The organism is Streptomyces sp. NPDC048291 (assembly GCF_043201715.1).
Lineage (GTDB): Bacteria > Actinomycetota > Actinomycetes > Streptomycetales > Streptomycetaceae > Streptomyces.
On record NZ_JBICZC010000009.1, the window covers coordinates 194878 to 214959 of the forward strand.

The 20082-nt window shown below is 71.2% G+C and carries 17 protein-coding genes; 12 read left to right on the forward strand and 5 right to left on the reverse strand.

Translation table 11 applies throughout. The features are described 5' to 3' along the window. The first annotated feature begins 15 nt into the window (after positions 1 to 15). Entirely contained in the window at positions 16 to 783 is a 768-nt protein-coding gene (gene prcA / locus ACGF5O_RS24940) for a proteasome subunit alpha (protein ID WP_393812086.1), read from the forward strand. Positions 784 to 865: 82 nt separating this feature from the next. Here prcA and ACGF5O_RS24945 read toward each other — a convergent pair whose 3' ends face one another. Further along, positions 866 to 1924: a LacI family DNA-binding transcriptional regulator gene (locus ACGF5O_RS24945; RefSeq protein WP_393812087.1), complete on the reverse strand. Its 1059-nt coding sequence runs from the start codon at positions 1922 to 1924 to the stop codon at positions 866 to 868. A gap of 46 nt (positions 1925 to 1970) precedes the next feature. Between ACGF5O_RS24945 and ACGF5O_RS24950 the strand changes: the two genes are divergently transcribed. From ACGF5O_RS24950 to ACGF5O_RS25000, 11 genes are all read left to right on the forward strand, one after another. Further along, positions 1971 to 3230, forward strand: a complete 1260-nt coding sequence (locus ACGF5O_RS24950) for an MFS transporter (protein WP_393812088.1) — start codon at positions 1971 to 1973, stop codon at positions 3228 to 3230. A 9-nt stretch (positions 3231 to 3239) separates the two neighbouring features. Beyond that, on the forward strand, positions 3240 to 4601 hold the full coding sequence (gene pafA / locus ACGF5O_RS24955) for a Pup--protein ligase (RefSeq protein ID WP_028801611.1): 1362 nt from the start codon (positions 3240 to 3242) through the stop codon (positions 4599 to 4601). Positions 4602 to 4715: 114 nt separating this feature from the next. Next, positions 4716 to 5714 (forward strand): FKBP-type peptidyl-prolyl cis-trans isomerase, encoded by a 999-nt coding sequence (locus ACGF5O_RS24960; protein WP_393812089.1) that lies wholly within the window; start codon positions 4716 to 4718, stop codon positions 5712 to 5714. 74 nt (positions 5715 to 5788) lie between these two features. Further along, positions 5789 to 6160, forward strand: a complete 372-nt coding sequence (locus tag ACGF5O_RS24965) for an FKBP-type peptidyl-prolyl cis-trans isomerase (RefSeq protein ID WP_393812090.1) — start codon at positions 5789 to 5791, stop codon at positions 6158 to 6160. A 206-nt stretch (positions 6161 to 6366) separates the two neighbouring features. Then, positions 6367 to 7320, forward strand: coding sequence for a helix-turn-helix transcriptional regulator (locus tag ACGF5O_RS24970; RefSeq protein ID WP_393812091.1), 954 nt, complete (start codon positions 6367 to 6369; stop codon positions 7318 to 7320). Between the two features lie 19 nt (positions 7321 to 7339). Next, entirely contained in the window at positions 7340 to 8353 is a 1014-nt protein-coding gene (locus ACGF5O_RS24975) for a WYL domain-containing protein (protein ID WP_362584304.1), read from the forward strand. A gap of 59 nt (positions 8354 to 8412) precedes the next feature. After that, positions 8413 to 8673, forward strand: a complete 261-nt coding sequence (locus ACGF5O_RS24980) for a hypothetical protein (protein ID WP_362584307.1) — start codon at positions 8413 to 8415, stop codon at positions 8671 to 8673. 9 nt (positions 8674 to 8682) lie between these two features. Continuing rightward, on the forward strand, positions 8683 to 8877 hold the full coding sequence (locus ACGF5O_RS24985) for a hypothetical protein (RefSeq protein ID WP_362584310.1): 195 nt from the start codon (positions 8683 to 8685) through the stop codon (positions 8875 to 8877). A gap of 260 nt (positions 8878 to 9137) precedes the next feature. After that, on the forward strand, positions 9138 to 9422 hold the full coding sequence (gene tatA, locus ACGF5O_RS24990) for a Sec-independent protein translocase subunit TatA (RefSeq protein WP_393812092.1): 285 nt from the start codon (positions 9138 to 9140) through the stop codon (positions 9420 to 9422). Positions 9423 to 9469: 47 nt separating this feature from the next. Beyond that, entirely contained in the window at positions 9470 to 10411 is a 942-nt protein-coding gene (tatC, locus tag ACGF5O_RS24995) for a twin-arginine translocase subunit TatC (RefSeq protein ID WP_393812093.1), read from the forward strand. 83 nt (positions 10412 to 10494) lie between these two features. Beyond that, a complete protein-coding gene (locus tag ACGF5O_RS25000) occupies positions 10495 to 13347 on the forward strand; it encodes a DEAD/DEAH box helicase (protein WP_393812094.1) in 2853 nt (950 codons plus the stop codon). 78 nt (positions 13348 to 13425) lie between these two features. Here ACGF5O_RS25000 and atzF read toward each other — a convergent pair whose 3' ends face one another. The 4 genes from atzF to ACGF5O_RS25020 are packed head-to-tail and all read right to left on the reverse strand — an operon-like array spanning position 13426 to position 20055. Next, positions 13426 to 15081, reverse strand: a complete 1656-nt coding sequence (gene atzF, locus ACGF5O_RS25005; RefSeq protein WP_393812095.1) for an allophanate hydrolase — start codon at positions 15079 to 15081, stop codon at positions 13426 to 13428. 17 nt (positions 15082 to 15098) lie between these two features. After that, the gene (locus ACGF5O_RS25010; RefSeq protein WP_393812096.1) at positions 15099 to 18611 is read right to left on the reverse strand and encodes a 5-oxoprolinase/urea amidolyase family protein; all 3513 of its coding nucleotides are present in this window, start codon (positions 18609 to 18611) and stop codon (positions 15099 to 15101) included. Further along, entirely contained in the window at positions 18608 to 19234 is a 627-nt protein-coding gene (locus tag ACGF5O_RS25015; RefSeq protein ID WP_393812097.1) for an urea amidolyase associated protein UAAP2, read from the reverse strand. Before ACGF5O_RS25015 ends, ACGF5O_RS25010 begins: the two co-directional genes overlap by 4 nt. After that, positions 19231 to 20055 carry an urea amidolyase associated protein UAAP1 gene (locus ACGF5O_RS25020; RefSeq protein ID WP_393812098.1) on the reverse strand — a complete coding sequence of 275 codons (825 nt, stop codon included), beginning with the start codon at positions 20053 to 20055 and terminating at the stop codon, positions 19231 to 19233. Before ACGF5O_RS25020 ends, ACGF5O_RS25015 begins: the two co-directional genes overlap by 4 nt. Positions 20056 to 20082: the final 27 nt, after the last annotated feature.

The window sequence follows — 20082 nt, forward strand, 5'->3', positions numbered from 1 at the left end:
AGGGGACGGATACCGGTGTCGACGCCGTTCTATGTCTCACCTCAGCAGGCGATGGCGGACCGTGCCGAGTACGCCCGCAAGGGCATCGCGCGTGGCCGCAGTCTGGTTGTGCTCCAGTACGCCGACGGCATCGTGTTCGTCGGTGAGAACCCGTCCCGTGCGCTGCACAAGTTCAGCGAGATCTATGACCGGATCGGTTTCGCGGCCGCCGGTAAGTACAACGAGTACGAGAATCTGCGGATCGGTGGGGTGCGCTACGCCGACCTGCGTGGTTACACCTATGACCGTGACGATGTGACGGCGCGTGGTCTGGCGAACGTGTACGCGCAGACGCTGGGCACGATCTTCTCGTCGGCGGCGGAGAAGCCGTACGAGGTGGAGCTGGTCGTCGCGGAGGTGGGGGAGACTCCGGAGGGTGACCAGATCTACCGGTTGCCGCATGACGGTTCGATCGTGGACGAGCACGGTTCGGTGGCGGTCGGTGGCAGTGCGGAGCAGATCAGTACGTATCTGGACCGTGAGCACCGGGAGGGTATGACTCTTGCGGAGGCTCTGAAGCTGGCTGTGACGGCGTTGTCGCGGGAGTCGAACGGTACGCAGCGGGAGATTCCGGCGGAGCGTCTCGAGGTCGCGGTGCTGGATCGGACGCGTCCGCAGCAGCGGAAGTTCAAGCGGATCGTGGGTCCGCAGTTGTCCCGTCTTTTGGAGTCGGGCGGTGCGGCGACGGCCGCGGAGGCCGAAGGGGCCGACGAGGCCGAGGAGTCCGGCGGGGACGTCGAGTAGTCCTCGGTATCGGTCCCGCTCTGCGCGCCCCGTCCGGTGTCACCGGACGGGGCGCGGGCGTTCTGCGGCTGCGGGTGGGTGGCTACGACGGCGGTGGGGGCGCTGTGGAGCCGCGTACGACCAGTTCCACGGGGATGTCTCCGTGCTCAGGTTCCCGGCCGTCCAGGACGGCGAGGAGGGCTTGCATGCCGCGTTCGCCGAAGAGTTCCGCGTCGAGGCGGACGGTTGTCAGCTCGGGGTCGATGGCGGTGGCGAGGGCGAGGTCGTCGAGGCCGGTGACGGAGATGTCGTCGGGGATGCGGAGGCCTTGGCGGCGGAGGGCTTTGTAGGCGCCGGCGGCGAGTTTGTCGTCGTCGCAGACGAGGGCGGTGGGGCGGGGGCCGGGGGTGGTGAGGGCGGCCTGCGTGGCGGCCAGGGCGCCTTCGATGGAGATGGGGGCGTGGATGGTGCGTACGGAGGTGCCGGGGACGTCTGCGGTGCGGGTGGCGAGTGCGCGGGCGCGTGCTTCGAAGGTCCAGGAGGCGACGTCGGCGGCCAGGTGGAGGAAGTGGCGGTGGCCGAGGTCGAGGAGGTGGTCGGTGACCTGGCGGACGCCGTCGGCGATGTCGAGGTTGACGGTGGCGGCGCCGAGGCTGCCGTGGGGGTCGCTGTCGAGCATGACGAGGGGGAGCTGGTCGCCGCGGATGGCGGTGAGGGCGTCGGCGGCCATGGAGGAGGCGATGACGCCGTCGAGGGCGGCCTGGGCGGAGGTGAAGGGGTTGCGGGCGGGGCCGATGCCTTCGGGGGAGGGGTAGAGGACGACGCCGAAGCCGTGGGTGGCGGCGATGCGGGCGGCGCCGGTGTAGACGCCGGCGAAGAATTCGGTGGTGAGGGCGGGGACGACGAGGAGGACGGTGCGGGTGCGGCCGAGGCGGAGGTTGCGGGCGGCGAGGTTGGGGCGGTAGCCGAGGTCGTGGGCGGCTTCGCGGACGCGTTGGGCGGTGGCTTCGGAGACGCGGCCGCGCCATTTGTCGCCGAGCACGAGCGACACGGCTGCCTGGGAGACGCCGGCTGCCTGGGCGACGTCGCGGCTCGTGGGGCGCGTGCTGCTGGGTGGCACCGGGGGTGGGCTCCTTCGTCTGGACGTGTGAACAGCGCACATGGTACGTATGGGAGCCGGGGTTATACGTAAAACGTGGAGGTGGGACATGGCCGCGGGGTACCTGGAGATCCTCAGGGCGAGGCACGCGGCGCGGCTGCTGACGGGGACGCTGGTGGGCCGGCTGCCGAATGCGACCGCGGCTCTCGCGATCGTGCTGTTCGTGCGGGCGGAGGGTGGCACGTACAGCCTCGCGGGGGTGCTCGCGGCGGTGTACGGGGTGGCCAACGCGGTGGGGCAGCCGGTGCTGGGGCGGCTGGTCGACCTGTGCGGGCAGCCGCGGGTCCAGTTGCCGGCGGCGCTGGCGTCGGCCGTGGCGATGGCGGTGTTCGCCTTCGCGGGTACCGGGTCGTTGCCGGTCGCGTATGCGGCCGTGGCGGCGGCCGGGTTGTGCACGCCGCCGTTGGAGGGCGGTCTGCGTGCCCTGTGGCCGAGTGTCCTCGGGGAGGGGGACCGGGTGCACACGGCGTATGCGATGGACGCGGTGGCGCAGGAAGTGATGTTCACCGTGGGGCCGTTGCTGGTGACGTTGTGCGTGTCGCTGTGGTCGGCGCAGGCGGCGCTGCTGGTGGTGAACGTGGTGGGGGTGCTGGGGGCGCTGTCGGTGGTGGTCTCGCCGCCGTCGCGGGCGTGGCGTTCGGCGCCGCGGGAGGCGCACTGGCTGGGGGCGCTGCGGTCGCCGGGGTTGTTGGCGCTGCTGGCGGTGTTCGTGTTCGTGGGGATCGCGATGGGGTCCATCACGGTGGCGTCGGTGCCGTACGCGGACGGTCATGGTGGTGACGCGGTGTACGGCTGGATGATGGCGGGGCTGGGGCTGGGGGCGCTGCTGGGGGGCAGTGTCTACGGTGCGCGGCGGTGGGCGGGGGAGCCGGCGCGGCGACTGCGGGTGCTGGTGGGCCTTCTGGCGGTGTGTTATCTGCCGTTGATGCTGATGCCCGATGCGTTGGCCATGGTGTTGCTCACAGTGCTGGCCGGGGTGTTCCTGGCGCCGTCGATCGCGTGTGCGTTCGTGCTGGTGGACCGGCATGCGCCGAGCGGGACGGTCACCGAGGCGTTCTCCTGGCTTGTGACGACGTTCACGGTGGGGGCGTCGGTGGGAACGGGCCTGGCGGGTCCGGTGGTAGAGGCGGGCGGGGCCCTGTGGGGGTTCGCCGTGCCGGGTGCGGCGGGGGGTGTGTCGTTGCTGGTCCTGGCGGTCACGGGACGGGTCCTCGCAGCTCCCGGTGGGGGTGCGGTGGTTGCGGCCGGTTCGGAAAATGATCCAAATCGTGCTGTCGAACCCCGTTTCAGCTCGGGGGATCGGGCGTAATGTTCAGTCATGGACCGCCGCATTTTCGGGCTGGAGAACGAGTACGGCGTCACGTGCACGTTCAGGGGACAGCGCCGCCTGTCGCCTGACGAGGTGGCGCGGTACCTCTTCCGCCGTGTCGTGTCATGGGGCCGTAGCAGCAATGTCTTTCTGCGGAACGGCGCCCGGCTCTATCTCGACGTGGGCTCACATCCGGAATACGCGACACCCGAGTGTGACAATGTGACCGAACTGGTCACCCACGACAAGGCCGGCGAGCGCATTCTCGAAGGGCTGTTGGTGGACGCCGAACGACGCCTGCATGAGGAAGGAATCGCGGGCGACGTCTACCTTTTCAAGAACAACACGGACTCGGCGGGCAACTCCTATGGTTGCCACGAGAACTATCTGGTGGCGCGGCACGGGGAGTTCTCCCGGCTCGCTGACATCCTCATTCCGTTCCTGGTGACCCGGCAGCTGCTGTGCGGCGCCGGGAAGGTGCTGCAGACGCCGCGCGGTGCGGTGTACTGCGTCAGCCAGCGGGCGGAGCACATCTGGGAGGGCGTCTCCTCCGCGACGACGCGTTCCCGGCCGATCATCAACACACGCGACGAGCCGCACGCGGACGCGGAGCGCTACCGCAGGCTGCACGTCATCGTCGGCGACTCGAACATGTCCGAGACGACGATGCTGCTGAAGGTCGGCGCCACCGACCTGGTGCTGCGCATGATCGAGGCGGGCACGGTGATGCGGGACCTGACCCTGGAGAACCCGATCCGGGCGATCCGCGAGGTCAGCCACGACATCACGGGCCGGCGCAAGGTGCGCCTGGCCAGCGGCCGGGAGGCCTCCGCGCTCGAGGTGCAGCGGGAGTACTACGAGAAGGCCGTCGACTTCTGTGAGCGCCGCGGTATCCGGACCGGCACGGTCGAGCAGGTGCTGGAGCTGTGGGGCCGGACCCTGGACGCGATCGAGGCCGAGGACCTGGACCGGATCGGCACCGAGATCGACTGGGTGATGAAGTACAAGCTCATCGAGCGGTACCGGGCCAAGCACAACATGACCATGTCGCATCCGCGAGTGGCGCAGATAGACCTCGCTTATCACGACATTCACCGTCGTCGGGGTCTGTATTACCTGCTGGAGAAGAAGGGGCAAGCCGCGCGGATCTGCAATGACTTGAAGATCTTCGAGGGCAAGTCGGTGCCGCCGCAGACGACTCGGGCGCGGTTGCGCGGTGACTTCATCCGGCGGGCGCAGGAGCAGCGCCGGGACTTCACGGTCGACTGGGTGCATCTGAAGCTCAACGACCAGGCGCAGCGCACGGTGTTGTGCAAGGACCCGTTCCGTTCGGTCGACGACCGGGTGGAGAAGCTCATCGCCGGTATGTGAGAGATCGGCACAGAACGCCACACGGGCGCCGTACGTTTTCCGTACGGCGCCCTTCTCACGTCGTAGAGTTGCGCGCACGCCATCCGCAAGATCGACCGATTACGAGGCTCTTCCGTGCGCCGACGCTCTCTTCTCCTTGCCGCTGTTCCCGCGGGACTGGTCACGCTCGCCGGGTGTGGTGACAACTCGTCGTCCTCCAGCAAGGCCAGCGCGTCGCCGTCGGCCTCCGCCTCGGTGCCGCCGCCGAAGATCGTGGACGGGCCGCTGCCGGCGATCACGGCGGGCACGAAGTTCGACGAGAAGCCGACGGTGGCCAAGGGCAGCGGGGATCCGTCGAAGAACCTGGCGGTCAAGACGGTGATCGCGGGCAGCGGCAAGGCGGTCGCGGAGAACGACTTCATCCAGGCCAACTACCTGGGGCAGATCTGGTCCTCGGCGAAGGTCTTCGACCAGTCGTACGACCGTACGCCGCTGCTGATGCAGCTGGCCGCGGGCAGCATCATCGACGGGTGGCGGTACGGGCTGGCCGGGAAGAAGGTCGGCAGCCGGGTGCTGATGGCCGTGCCGCCGACCTGGGGGTACGGCACCGCGGGCAACTCGCAGGCGGGGATCAAGGGCACGGACACGCTGGTGTTCGTGGTGGACGTGCTGAACTCGTTCAACTCGAAGAGCTCCAGCACGGGCAAGGAGGTCGCGCAGAGCGACGCCGCGCTGCCGAAGGTCGGCACGAACACGGACGGCAAGGCGCCGTCGATCGAGATTCCGAAGGTGGACCCGCCGAAGAAGCTGGTGGCGAACTACGTGCTGGAGGGCGACGGCGCGGAGGTGCAGTCGGCGCAGACCGTCCTGTGCCAGTTCAAGGGCGAGGTCTGGGACAGCGGCAAGGTCTTCGAGCAGACGTACGAGAGCGGGCGGCTGGCCCAGTTCTCGCTGGAGCAGATGCAGCAGGTTCTCAAGGGCCTGGCGCAGGGGATCACCGGCAAGAAGGTGGGCAGCCGGATCGTGGTCGTCACGCCGCCGGACCTGGCGTACGGGAACAACCCGCCGAGCGGTGGTGTGGTGAAGAAGGGTTCGACGCTGGTCTTCACGGTGGACATTCTTGCGGCGATGTAGTCGCGCGGGCATGACCCGGGCGGGGATGACAGACTGTCCCGGTTCAGTGTCGTACACAAGCAGGAGCCCAAGACGTGAGCATCGACAAGCCCGAGATCGACTTCCCCGAGGGCGAGGCCCCGGCCGACCTGGAGATCAAGGACATCTGGGAGGGCGACGGCGAGGTGGCCCAGGCGGGTCAGACCGTCACCGTCCACTACGTGGGCGTCGCGTTCAGCACCGGCGAGGAGTTCGACGCCAGCTGGAACCGGGGCGCGCCGTTCCGCTTCCCGCTGGGCGGCGGCCGGGTCATCAAGGGCTGGGACCAGGGCGTGCAGGGCATGAAGGTCGGCGGGCGTCGCCAGCTGACCATCCCGGCCCACCTCGCCTACGGCAACCAGAGCCCGACCCCGGCGATCAAGCCCGGCGAGACGCTGATCTTCGTCGTGGACCTGATCGCGGTCTGATTCCCCCGCCCGGCCCGGCGCTGTCAGGCGCTGACCGGGCATGGCCGGAACCGGCTGGTCGAGGGCCCGTGCCGTGCGCGCGGGCCCTCGGTGTCTGTCCGGTCGTGTCCGTTTCGGCCCTCGTCATTTGTACCGGCTTTTGCCGTGACGCTCCGGAGCGGTACGGTCATCGGTCAGAAGCACCATAGGGAAGGCGAAGGGCGTCGATGGCCATTGCCAAGGCCGAGCGGCTGATGAACCTGGCGCTGTGCCTGCTGGGGACGCGGCGGCCGCTCAGCAAGCGCGAGCTGCGGGAGTCCATCGAGGCCTACCTGGAAGCGGGCAGTGACGACTCCTTCAGCCGGATGTTCGAGCGGGACAAGGACGATCTCCGCGAACTCGGACTGGTGATCGAGACCGTCGAGAACCTGGACGGCGAGGTCGGCTACCTCGCGCGCCGGGACAGCAACCGCCTGCCGCCCATCACCCTGGACGCCGAGGAGGCCGCCGCCCTCGGACTCGCCGCCAAGGTCTGGCAGCAGGCCCGGCTCGCCGGCGCCGCCAGCGGTGCCCTGCAGAAGCTGCGCGCGGCAGGCCTTCCCGAGGACGTCGACCCGTACGAGTCCCATGGCGCCCTGGAGCCGCGGATCCCGGTGCACGAGGCCGCGTTCGAACCGCTGATGCTGGCCTGCCGGGACCGCCGCCAGGTCGTCTTCGACTACCGCAAGGCCACCGCCGCCCACCCCGAGACCCGGAACGTGGAGCCCTGGGCCCTGGAGTGCTGGCGCGGCCACTGGTACCTGGCGGGCTGGGACCGCGACCGGGGCGCCGAGCGGGTGTTCCGGCTCTCCCGGATCACCGGGAAGGTCCGCTCCCGGGGCACCGCCTTCACCGCGCCGGTCCCGGACGTCGTCACCGTCCGTGAGACGGTGGCGAGCTGGGCCGGCGAGATCGCCGACCGCTCCGCGCTGATCCGGCTGCGTTCGGGGTCCGGCTACCCCCTTCGGGCGAAGGCCACCGCGGTGCGGGAACTCGGCGACGGGTGGGACGAGTTGGAGATTCCGTACGGGCACGGGCTGGACGCCTGGCTGGTGGAGTTCGGGCCGGACGTGGTGGTCCTGGAGCCGTCCGAGCTTCGGGCGGACGTCGTGGACCGGCTGCGTGCCGTGGCCAAGGGCTGAGGGGGAGCGGAGCAAGGCAGTGGCAGGCAAACCGGTCAGGCCCGTGAACGCCATCGACCAGACCCGGCGGATGCTCTCCCTGGTGACCTATCTGCGCGAGCGCCCCGGCGCCCGGATCGCGGACGTGGCCCGCGCCTTCGGCGTCACCGAGGACGAGCTGGTCTCCGACCTCGACGTGCTGCCCATGTGCGGCACCAGCTTCCGGGGCGGCGATCTGCTGGACATCGACACCGACGGCGAGCGCATCTGGTGGCACAACGCGGCCGCGCTCGGCGAGGAGGCCGCCGAACCGCTCAGGCTCGCCGCCGACGAGGCGACCGCGCTCCTGGTCGCCGCCCGCGCGGTGGCCACCCTGCCCGGGCTGCGCGAGGGCGACCGGCAGGCACTGCTGCGGGCCACCGCCAAGGTGGAGACCGCGGCCGGCGAGGCGGGCGACGCCAGCGCCCGGCTCTCGGTGACCTTCGAGTCCGAGGGCGGGGTCTTCGCCGACGTCGACCGGGCCATCGCCGAGCGCCGCCGGCTCTGGATCCGCTACTACTCACCGGCCCGCGACGAGCTGACAGAGCGCGAGATCGACCCCATCCGCCTGGTCAGCGTCGGCCACACCTACGTCGAGGCCTGGTGCCGCCGCTCCGAGGCCCGGCGCACCTTCCGGCTCGACCGGGTCGCCGAGATCAGGATCCTCGACGAGCCGTCCGCACCCCCCGAGATCGAGCTGCGCGACCTGTCCGAGGCGCTGGTGCAGCCGGCCGCAGAGGACCCCGAGGTGGTCGTCGAGGTCGGCCCGGCCGGCCGCTGGGTCGCCGAGTACTACCCGCACGACAGCGCGGATGAGCTTCCCGACGGCGGGCTGCGTATTACCCTGCGCACCCCCGATCCGGCCTCCCTGCGCCGGCTGGCGCTCAGGCTCGGCGGCGACGGCCGGATCGTGTCACCGCCCGAGCTGGCTGACAGCGCCCGCCGGGCGGCACGTGACGCACTGGCGGCGTACGACCAGGTTGGGCACGGCGACGAGGAAGGGCAGGGGCTTTGAACGAGTCTTCGGGCGTTCTGAGCGAGTCTTCGGGTTCCGGTGGCACGAGCGCGCGGGAGATGACGGTCGCCGCCGCCTTCGCCGGGATGAGAAGAGTGGTCCCCGTGGTGTTCCGGGCCGGCTGCCCGGACTGCCGGGGCAGCTTCGAGCTCACCGCGAGCGCCCTGCGGCTGGCCATCGGAGCCACCAGCAAGACGACGTTCTACTCGTTCACCTGCCCCGACTGCGGGACCGCCGTCCGCAAGCCCGCCGGCGAGCGGATCGTCGAACTCCTCACCGGCGGCGGGGTCAGGACACTGCGGCTGCACCCCACCGTCTAGGCTCGTCCCATGTTCTGGGCGATGGTCGCGGTAGCTGTGGGTTTCGTGGGTCTCGCGGTGCTCGGCGTGCTCGCCGTCCGGGTCTTCCTGGAGGCGCGGCGGCTGGGCGCGCAGGTCACGGACTCGGCTCGGCGCATCAGCCGGGCCGCGGAGGACCTGGAGCGGGCCGCGGAGAGTGCCGCCCGCACTGTCGACGCACTGTGACGCCCGCTGTGCAAGCGATGTGAGTAGTGGGCCATAAGCGGTTTGCGTCACTTCGCCCTGTCACGGTGCCCGCAGGGAAAGGTACGCTGCTGAACGCGGCACGGAGAACGAGGCCCGTTCCGCGGACCGGGAGTACGCACGGGGATTGCCTCACGTTTACCCCTGAGCGTTACGATCGCTGAGAGCACGATCACTCGGACACATGTCCGGCGGATCGGACAGCACCCCACCCAGCCGCCTCGGTGAGAAGGTAAAGACTTATGTTCGGAAGGCTCGGAGCCCCCGAGATCATTCTCATCCTTGTCGTCGTCATCCTGCTGTTCGGCGCGAAGAAGCTTCCGGACATGGCCCGCTCGCTCGGCAAGTCCGCGCGCATCCTCAAGAGCGAGGCCAAGGCGATGAAGGAAGAAGGCAACAGCCCCACCTCCGCCCAGGCGCCCGCCTCCGGCGAGCAGTCCCAGGCCCAGCGCACGATCCAGGCGGCCCCCGGCGACGTGACCAGCTCCCGCCCGGTCAACGAGCCGTCGGACACCACCCAGCGCTGACGCAAGGCCGGTAGCCCCCGGCCTGCCGCACGAGATGAGGACGTGGGTTGCCAAAGTCTGCCCGCAAAGAGGAGAAGGATCCCGAGGGGCGGATGCCTCTCGCGGATCACCTTCGTGAGCTCCGCAACCGGCTCGCGAAAGCGATGCTGGCCATCATCGTCATCACGGTGGTCGCCGCTTTCTTCTACAACAACATCATCGACTTCCTCACCAAGCCGATTCTCGAATCGGTCGGTTGCGCGCACACCTTCTCGGAGATGAACAAGACCACCGGTGACGAGCAGTGCGCCCAGATCACCATCAACGGTCTGCTCGCGCCCTTCACGCTCGCCCTCCAGGTCTCCCTGATGGCCGGTGTGGTCTTCGCCTCCCCGGTCTGGCTGTACCAGCTGTGGGCGTTCGTCGCCCCGGGTCTGCACCGGCACGAGAAGAAGTACGCGTACGCGTTCGTCTGCACCGGTGTCCCGCTCTTCTTCGCCGGCGCGTTCTTCGCGTACCGGGTGCTGCCGACCACCGCCAAGGTGCTCATCGGCTTCACCCCGCACGGGGTCAGCAACCTGCTGCCCCTCGACGACCTGCTGCAGCTGGTCACCCGCATGGTGATCGTCTTCGGTCTCTCCTTCGAGCTGCCGCTGCTCCTGGTGATGCTCAATCTCACCGGCATCATCACCGGCAAGCGCATGCTCGGCTGGTGGCGGGCGATGATCCTCGGCATCACGATCTTCGCGGCCGTGGCCACCCCGAGCACCGACCCGCTCTCCATGCTGGCGCTCGCCGGACCGATCTGGGTGCTGTACTTCGGCGCGGTCGCGTTCTCCCTCCTCAACGACCGGCGCAGGCGCCGCCGCGACGACGACGGCCTCGACGACGACGAGGCCTCCGACCTCGACCTCACCCCCGAGGACGTCGGCGAGATCGAGACCGTCTCCGCCAGCCGCGCGCTGACCGAGGGCCCGGACCGGGTCAACGGATACGACGACGTGACCTGACAGGGCGACCCATGCCACCGGGAGGTGTCCGCGTCCCATGACGCGGGCACCTCTTCGTCGTCCGTTGTCCCATGTTCCGGATAATGATCGTCCTGTTGTCAGTGGGGACCGGTACGCTCGAAAGCACGATGACAGAGGACCTCTCACCGGCCGAGCGGTATGCGGCGGCCCGCAAGCGGACCACCGAGCAGGCCACCGCGCTCGCGTCCTTCCGCGAGATGTACGACTTCGGCCTCGACCCCTTCCAGATCGAGGCCTGCCAGGCACTCGAAGCCGGAAAGGGCGTCCTGGTGGCCGCCCCCACCGGCTCCGGCAAGACGATCGTGGGCGAGTTCGCCGTCCACCTCGCCCTCATGCAGGGCAAGAAGTGCTTCTACACGACACCCATCAAGGCGCTGTCGAACCAGAAGTACGCCGACCTCTGCCGCCGCTACGGCGACGGCATGGTCGGGCTCCTCACCGGTGACAACAGCATCAACCCGGACGCCCCCGTGGTTGTCATGACCACCGAGGTCCTGCGGAACATGCTGTACGCGGGCTCCCAGACCCTCATCGGCCTCGGCTACGTGGTCATGGACGAGGTCCACTACCTCTCCGACCGGTTCCGCGGCGCCGTCTGGGAAGAGGTGATCATCCACCTCCCGGAGTCCGTGACCCTGGTCTCCCTGTCCGCGACCGTGTCCAACGCCGAGGAGTTCGGCGACTGGCTCGACACCGTCCGCGGCGACACCGAGGTCATCGTCTCGGAGCACCGGCCCGTCCCGCTGTTCCAGCACGTGCTCGCCGGACGCCGGATGTACGACCTGTTCGAGGAGGGCGAGGGCCACAAGAAGGCCGTCAACCCCGACCTCGCCCGGCTGGCCCGCATGGAGGCACAGCGTCCGTCGTACCAGGACCGCAGACGCGGCCGTGCCATGCGCGAGGCCGACCGGGAGCGGGAGCGCAGGCAGCGGTCCCGGGTATGGACACCGGGCCGCCCCGAGGTCATCGAACGCCTCGACAACGAGGGCCTGCTGCCCGCCATCACCTTCATCTTCAGCCGCGCCGCCTGCGAGGCCGCCGTCCAGCAGTGCCTGTACGCGGGCCTCAGGCTCAACGACGAAGAGGCGCGGGACAAGGTGCGTGCCCTGGTCGAGGAGCGCACCTCCTCGATCCCGCCGGAGGACCTGCACGTCCTCGGCTACTACGAGTGGCTCGAAGGCCTGGAGCGCGGCATCGCCGCCCACCACGCCGGCATGCTCCCGACCTTCAAGGAGGTCGTCGAGGAACTCTTCCTCCGTGGCCTGGTGAAGGCCGTGTTCGCCACCGAGACCCTCGCGCTCGGCATCAACATGCCCGCCCGCTCGGTCGTGCTGGAGAAGCTCGTCAAGTGGAACGGCGAACAGCACGCCGACATCACCCCGGGCGAGTACACCCAGCTGACCGGCCGTGCGGGCCGCCGCGGCATCGACGTCGAGGGCCACGCGGTGGTGCTCTGGCAGCGCGGCATGAGCCCCGAGCACCTCGCCGGGCTCGCCGGCACCCGCACCTATCCGCTGCGCTCCAGCTTCAAGCCGTCGTACAACATGGCGGTCAACCTGGTCGAGCAGTTCGGGCGGCACCGGTCCAGGGAACTCCTCGAGACGTCGTTCGCCCAGTTCCAGGCAGACAAGTCGGTCGTCGGGATCTCCCGCCAGGTCCAGCGCAACGAGGAAGGGCTCGCCGGCTACAAGGAGTCCATGACCTGCCACCTCGGCGACTTCGAGGAGTACGCGCGGCTGCGGCGGGAGTTGAAGGACCGCGAGACCGAACTGGCCCGGCAGGGCGCCTCCGAGCGGCGCGCCGAGGCGGCCGTCGCCCTGGAGAAGCTCAAGCCGGGGGATGTCATCCACGTCCCGACGGGCAAGTACGCGGGTCTGGCGCTCGTGCTGGACCCCGGGCTGCCCGCCGGGCGGTCCAACGGCCACCGCGGCTTCGAACAGCACGACGGGCCCCGCCCGTTGGTGCTCACCGCCGAGCGGCAGGTCAAGCGGCTCGCCTCCATCGACTTCCCGGTGCCGGTCGAGGCGCTGGAGCGGATGCGGATCCCCAAGTCCTTCAACCCCCGCTCCCCGCAGTCCCGTCGCGACCTCGCCTCCGCGCTGCGCACCAAGGCCGGGCACATCCCCCCGGAGCGGGCCCGCAAGAAGCGGTCGCAGGCGGCGGACGACCGGGAGATCGCACGGTTGCGCACCGCGATCCGGGCCCACCCCTGCCACGGGTGCAACGACCGCGAGGACCACGCCCGTTGGGCCGAGCGCTACCACCGGCTGATCCGGGACACCTCGCAGCTGGAGCGGCGCATCGAGGGCCGGACCAACACCATCGCCCGGACCTTCGACCGGATCGTGGCACTCCTGACCGAGCTGGACTACCTGCGCGGCGACGAGGTCACCGAACACGGCAAGCGGCTGGCGCGCCTGTACGGCGAACTCGACCTGCTCGCCAGCGAATGCCTGCGGGCCGGCGTCTGGGAGGGCCTCAGCCCCGCCGAACTCGCCGCCTGCGTCTCGGCGCTGGTGTACGAGGCCCGGGTCGGCGACGACGCGATGGCCCCGAAGCTGCCCTCCGGGAAGGCCAAGGCCGCGCTCGGCGAGATGGTGCGGATCTGGGGGCGGCTCGACGCCCTTGAGGAGGACTTCCGGATCAACCAGACCGAGGGCGTCGGACAGCGCGAACCGGATCTCGGCTTCGCCTGGGCCGCCTACATGTGGGCCACGGGACTGGGCCTGGACGAGGTGCTGCGGGAGGCCGAGATGCCGGCCGGCGACTTCGTGCGGTGGTGCAAGCAGGTCATCGACGTGCTGGGGCAGGTCGCGGCGGCGGCCCCCACGGAGGGGTCGACGGTGTCGAAGAACGCCCGCAAGGCGGTCGACCTGGTGCTGCGGGGGGTTGTGGCCTACTCGTCCGTGGGGTGATCGCTGCACGGCGGGTGCGGGTGGGTGGGGGCTGGTCGCGCAGTTCCCCGCGCCTCCAAAAAAGAAGGGGCGCTGGTGTCAGGCCTCTTTCAGGAAGTTCCGCCAGCCGCCGTATCGGGTGATGTCCTCGGCGTCGGTCAGCGCGCTCGGTTCGCAGAGGAAGCCGGGGATGCTGGTGCCGTCCGAGAGGTCGACGCGGCCCAGTGTCATGGGGTGGGGGAGGGTGGCGAGCAGGCGGCCCAGGCCCTCGGCGGGAAGGGACCAGACCTCCGTCTCGATCGGGGCGCCGCCCTCGCCCACGTGCACCAGGCCGGGCTTGGGCGGGGTCGTCCGCAGGGCGTAGCAGCGGTACGTGGGTGCGGTGGTCGTCGTGCGGTCGAGTACCGCGCCCAGCGCGAGGAGCTGGGGGTTGAGGGGCTGGCCCGTCAGGTGGGCGCCGGCCACCGCTAGGCGCACCCTCGGTTCCAGGGCGCGGGCGATCGTGGCGAGGCGGTCGTCCGTGAACGCCGGGCCGATCAGCATCACACCGAACGGCAGGCCGTTCACCTCGCCCGCCGGGACCGCCACGGCCGCGAGGTCGAAGAGGTTCGTGGAGTTGGTGAAGCGGCCCAGGCGGGCGTTGGCGCCCAGCGGGTCCGCCGCCACCTCCGCGAAGGTGGGGTGGCCCGGGGCGGTGGGGAGCAGCAGGGCGTCCGCGTCGGCGAGCTCGGCCAGGGCGCGGGCGCGCAGGTCCGCCAGGCGGTCCTGGTCGGTGAAGAGCCGGTGGGCCGGGATGTCGCGGGCCCGGGTGATGATGCCGGCCACGGTGGGGTCGAGGCCCTCACCGCCGGACGACGTCAACTTGTCGATGAAGGGACCCACGGCCGTGTAGCGCTCGGCCACGAAGGCGCCCTCGTAGAGCATCGCCGCCGCTTCGGTGAACGGGGCGAGGTCGAGCGGGCGGATCGAGGCGCCGGCGGCGGTCAGGCGGTCCACCGTCTCCTCGTAGGCCTCCGCCCAGCCCTCGTCCAGCTCGCCGAGCTGGGCGAGCGGCGGGACCGCGATCCGCCAGGGACCCGGAGCCCGCTGGGGGAGCGGCGGCAGGCTGCGGTCCGACGGGGCCGCCAGGTACGACAGCGCCTGCTGCGCCTCCGGGAGGGTGCGGGCGAACACCGTCACGCAGTCGAGGGACGCGCAGGCCGGGACGACCCCGGTGGTCGGGACCAGGCCGCGGGTCGGTTTCAGGCCGACGATACCGTTGAAGGCGGCCGGGATCCGGCCCGAGCCCGCGGTGTCCGTGCCGAGGGCGAGGTCGACGATGCCGAGGGCCACGGCGACGGCCGAGCCGGAGCTGGAGCCGCCGCTGATCCTGCCGGGGTCGATCGCGTTGCGGACCGCGCCGTGCGGGGAGCGGGTGCCGACCAGGCCGGTCGCGAACTGGTCGAGGTTGGTGGTGCCGAGGGCGAGTGCGCCGGCCGCGCGCAGCCGGGCCACCGCGGGGGCGTCGGCCTGTGGTTCGTACGCGTACGCCGGGCAGCCCGCCGTCGTGGGCAGGCCGTGCACGTCGATGTTGCCCTTGGCGGCGAACAGGCGGCCGGCGAGGGGGAGGTGTTCCCCCGCGGCCACTCGCTCGTCGATGGCGCGGGCCTCCGCCTCGGCCTCCGCCCGAGGGCGCAGGTCGATCCAGATCTCGGGCCGGTCGACCGCTTCGATGCGCGCGTAGGCGGCACGGACACGGGAGACGGTGCTGGGCATGCTCTTGCTCCTGTCGCTCAGTTCGCGGCCGGCGCCAGGACGAGCAGGGCCGTCCCCGCCTCCACCTGGTCGCCGGGCCGGGCCAGGATCTCCGTCACCACACCGGGCATCGGCGCGTGCACCCTGGACTCCATCTTCATCGCCTCCAGGGCGAGGAGCGGCTGGCCCGCCGTCACCTCGTCACCCGGCCGCACGTTCAACTGCCATACGGAGGCCGCGAACTCGGCCTCTATCAGCCGGCCGCCCGGCGGCACGGACACCTCGGCCGGTGCGGCGGCGGGGGCGGCCGAGGCCTCCGCCCTCGCGAACTCGCCCGCCGCCTCCCACGCGTCGCGCTCGGCCGCGAAGGCCGTCTGCTGCCGTGCCCTGAACTCCTCGATGGACGCGGCCTGTTCGGCGAGGAACGCCTGGTAGGCGGAGAGGGAGAAGGTGCCCTCCTCGATCCGCGGCACGAACCGGCCGGAGGTGATGTCGGCACGCAGGTCGAGGAGTTCGTCCGCGGACACCGGGTACCACCTGATCCGGTCGAAGAACCGCAGCAGCCACGGCCTGCCCGGCTCGAACGCGCCGCGCTGCTGCCAGCCCGACCACACCTGGGTGGTACGGCCCACGAACTGGTAGCCGCCCGGGCCCTCCATGCCGTAGATACACAGGTAGGCGCCGCCGATGCCGACGGAGTTCTCGGCGGTCCAGGTGCGGGCCGGGTTGTACTTGGTGGTGACCAGGCGGTGGCGGGGGTCGAGCGGGGTGGCGACCGGGGCGCCCAGGTAGACGTCGCCGAGGCCGAGGACCAGGTACTCCGCGTCGAAGACCGTGCGGTGGACGTCGTCGACCGAGTCCAGGCCGTTGATCCGGCGGATGAACTCGATGTTCCACGGGCACCAGGGGGCGTCGTCGCGGACGCCCGCCATGTAGCGGGCGATGGCCTCGCGGGTCGCCGGGTCGTCCCAGGAGAGGGGGAGATGCACCGTGCGGGAGGGGACCACGAGTGCGTCGGTGGGCGGGAGCGAGGTGACGATCTCCCGTACCACGGCGAGGAGTTCGGACTGAGGGAGTGCGGCCGGGTCCGTCTGGACCTGGAGCGAGCGGATGCCGGGGGTGAGGTCCCTGACCCCGGGCAGGGCCGCCGCCGTCACCGCCTCCATCAGGGCGTGCACGCGCATCCGCAGGGCGAGGTCCAGCTGCATCGGGCCGAACTCGACCAGCAGGTTGTCGTCGCCGCTGCGCCGGTAGGTCACGTCCCCGTCCCGGGCCAGGACACCGCCGTCGACGATCTCGGCGCGGGGTGCGCCCGTCACGTCGACGGGGGTGAAGCGGACCGTGTCGCCGGGACGCAGCTGGCCGAGCTTCCAGCGTTCGCCGCTCAGGACCGTCGCCGGGCAGACGAAGCCGCCCAGGGAGGGGCCGTCGGGGCCGAGCAGGACCGGCATGTCGCCGGTGTAGTCGACGGCGCCGACCGAGTACGGCGTGTCGTGGATGTTGGAGGGGTGCAGGCCCGCCTCGCCGCCGTCGGTGCGGGCCCAGCGCGGCTTGGGGCCGACCAGGCGGACTCCGGTGCGCGCCGAGTTGAAGTGCACCTTCCACTCGGCCGCGTAGAAGTCGCGGATGTCGTCCTCGGTGAAGAACTCCGGGGCGGCATGCGGGCCTTCGACGGCCGCGAGCTGCCAGTCGGCGGTGAAGCGCGGGCGTTCGGCGACCGGCTCCCCGTCCGTGACGGTCCCGCCGTGCAGGACGTCGCCGGTGCGCAGGGCCCGGCCGCCGTGGCCGCCGAACCGGCCCAGGGCGAAGGTGCTCGCGCTGCCGAGGAAGGCCGGGACGTCCAGGCCGCCGCCGGCGAACAGGACGTAGGTGCGCAGGCCGTGCCCGGCGGGCGCGCCGACCTCCAGCAGGGCGCCGGCCGGGACCGTCACCGGTTCCCACTGGGCGGCCGGGGTGCCGTCGACCGTCACCGGGGCCGGGGCGCCGGTCACACAGACCGTGGTGGGGTGGGTGAAGCGCAGGGACGGGCCCCGGAGGGTGCATTCGAGGCCGGGCGCGCCCTCCGGATTGCCCAGGGCGCGGTTGCCGAGGCGGAAGGAGCGGTCGTCCATCGGGCCGCTCGGGGGGACGCCGACCTGCCAGTAGCCGGTGCGGCCCGGCCAGTCCTGGACCGTGGTGAGCGTGCCGGCGGCGACGACCTCGATCCGGGGGGTGGGGTCGGTGACCCGGGCGAGGGTGGCCGTGGAGTGGGCGGCGGAGCGGAAGTCCCGGTCGGCGAGGGCCGCGCGGACCAGGCCGAGGTTGGTCTCGATGCCGTCGACGCGGGTGCCGGCCAGCGCCTCGTCCAGCCGCCGCAGCGCCTCGGCGCGGTCGGGGCCGTACGCGATGACCTTGGCGAGCATCGGGTCGTACGACGTCGTCACCTCGGTGCCGGTCTCCACCCAGCCGTCGACGCGCACGCCCGCCGGGAACTCCACCCGGGTCAACAGCCCTGCGCTGGGCCGGTGTTCGCGGGACGGGTCCTCGGCGTAGACGCGGGCCTCGACGGCGTGGCCGCGCGGTGCGCCCGGGTCGCGGACGACGTCCCTCTCGCCTCGTGCGAGGCGCAGCATCCAGGCGACCAGGTCGACGCCGTAGATCTCCTCGGTGACCGGATGTTCCACCTGGAGGCGGGTGTTGACCTCCAGGAAGTAGGCCTCCTCGCGGGCCGCGTCGTACACGAACTCGACCGTGCCGGCGGAGCGGTAGCCGACCGAGGCGCACAGTTCGCGGGCGTCGGAGGTGAGTTGAGCGCGGACGTGGTCGGGCAGGCCGGGGGCCGGGGCCTCCTCAACCACCTTCTGGTTGCGGCGCTGGAGCGAGCAGTCGCGGTCCCCGAAGGTGACGACCCGGCCTTCGCCGTCGCCGAAGACCTGGACCTCGACATGGCGGGCGTGCTCGACCAGGCGCTCCAGGAAGACCCCGGCGGAGGAGAAGGAGGCGGCGGCGACGCGCTGGACGCGGTCCCAGGCATCGGTCAGTTCGTCGGCCGACCGACAGGCCGACATGCCGATGCCGCCGCCACCGCCGGTGGCCTTGAGCATGACGGGGTAGCCGATGGCGGACGCCGCGCGGCGGGCCTCGGCCACGTCCGCCAGCAGTCCGGTGCCCGGTGCCAGGGGTACCCCCGCGGCCTGTGCGGCGGCCCGTGCGGTGTGCTTCGCGCCGAACAGCTCCAGCTGTTCGGGCGTCGGGCCGACGAAGACGATCCCGGCCTCCGCACAGCGCCGGGCGAAGGCGGCGTCCTCGGACAGGAAGCCGTAGCCGGGGTGGATCGCGCCCGCCCCGGTGTCCTTGGCCGCCTTGAGGACCAGGTCGGCGTCGAGGTACGACTCCTTCGCCGGGGCCGGGCCGAGCCGGACCGCCTCGTCGGCGAGGCGGACGTGCGGGGCCGAGCGGTCCGGGTCGGAGTAGACGGCGACCGTGCGCAGGCCCAGTTCGCGGGCGGTGCGGATGACGCGGACGGCGATCTCGCCCCGGTTGGCGACCAGGAGCTTGTCGAAGGAGGTCATCCGGCGGCTCCGGTGATCGTCGTCTCGACGGCCGTGGGGTCGAAGCCGTTGCAGGGGTTGTTGATCTGGGGGCAGTTGGAGACCAGGACGAGGACGTCGCGGTCGGCGCGCAGGGTCAGCTTGCGGCCGGGGGCCGAGAGGCCGTCGACGATGCCGAGGGTGCCGTCCTTCTCGACCGGCACGTTCATGTACCAGTTGATGTTGGAGACCAGGTCGCGTTTGCCGAGGCCGTGCCGCGCGCCCTCCGCGAGGAAGTTGTCGACGCAGGCGTGCTGGGACCAGGTGTGGTGGCCGTAGCGCAGGGTGTTGGACTCCTTGGAGCAGGCGCCGCCGACCGTGTCGTGCCGGCCGACCTCGTCGGCGGTCACCGTCATCAGCGGGGTGTGCTCGTTGGAGAGCAGCACGCTGCCGGTGGTGAGGAAGATGTTGCCCTGGGCGTGGACGGTGTCGGGCGCGCTGTAGCGGACGGCCGTGTCGTGGGCGTCGTAGACGAGGAAGTCGACGGCCTGGTTGCCGTGCAGGTCGGTGAGGGTGAGGGTCTCGCCCTCGCGGATCACGGCGGACCAGGCGGCGCGGGCCGGGACGACGACGGTCCGCGTGCTCGTGCTCGTGCTGGTGGTCATGCGAGCCCCCTCGCGGCGAGGAATTCACGGGTGTTGAGGAAGGCGCGGCGGCCCTCGGGGGTGGCGTCCCAGAGCGGGGCGCCGGGTGCGGTGGGGGCGGCGCGCCAGGCCAGGACCTCCAGGGGGGTGCTGACGTAGTCGGGGCGCGGGTCGGCCGGGTGCGGGACGTTCGCGATCAGCACGGTCACGTCCTGCTCGGCGCGGAGTGTGACGCTGCCGCCGGGGCCGGCCGAGCCGGTGAAGTCCAGCGTGCCGTCCTCGCGTACCTCCACGCCCTGGAAGAACGACAGGGACGGCGGCAGGTCGCGCGGCTCCAGGCCGTTCTTGGCCGCCGCCAGCTTGAACAGCTCGCGGCCCGCGGGGGAGGGGGACTGCGGGGTGCCGTCGCCGTACCGGTCGGTGTTGCGGACCAGGGTGGAGGTGCCGCACAGGGCGTCGTGGCGGCCGGAGGTGTCGGCGACGACGGAGGCGAGGACCCGGCCCTGGTCGGAGAGGAGCAGTACGCCCTCGCCGAGGTAGGCGTTCCACTGCACCTTGACCGTGTCGGCGACGTTGAGCCGCTCCCAGGGGCGGCCGTCGGCGTACAGCAGGAGGTGGGCGCAGGCGTCGCCGTTCAGGTCGGTCAGACGCAGTTCGGTGCCACGGGCCAGGACGCGGTGCGTGTAGTTGCCGCCCGCCACCGTCTCGGCCCACACCAGGTGGCCGGCCTCGCAGGGCGGGTCCGGCCAGTCGGCGGCCGGTACGACGGGCATGGCCTCGGCGCGGGTGCCCTCCTGGGCACGGGCGTGCGCGCGGGCTCCGTACGTGGTCGCTGTCGCCATCGCTGGCCTCCGGCTCCTTCGGCTGCG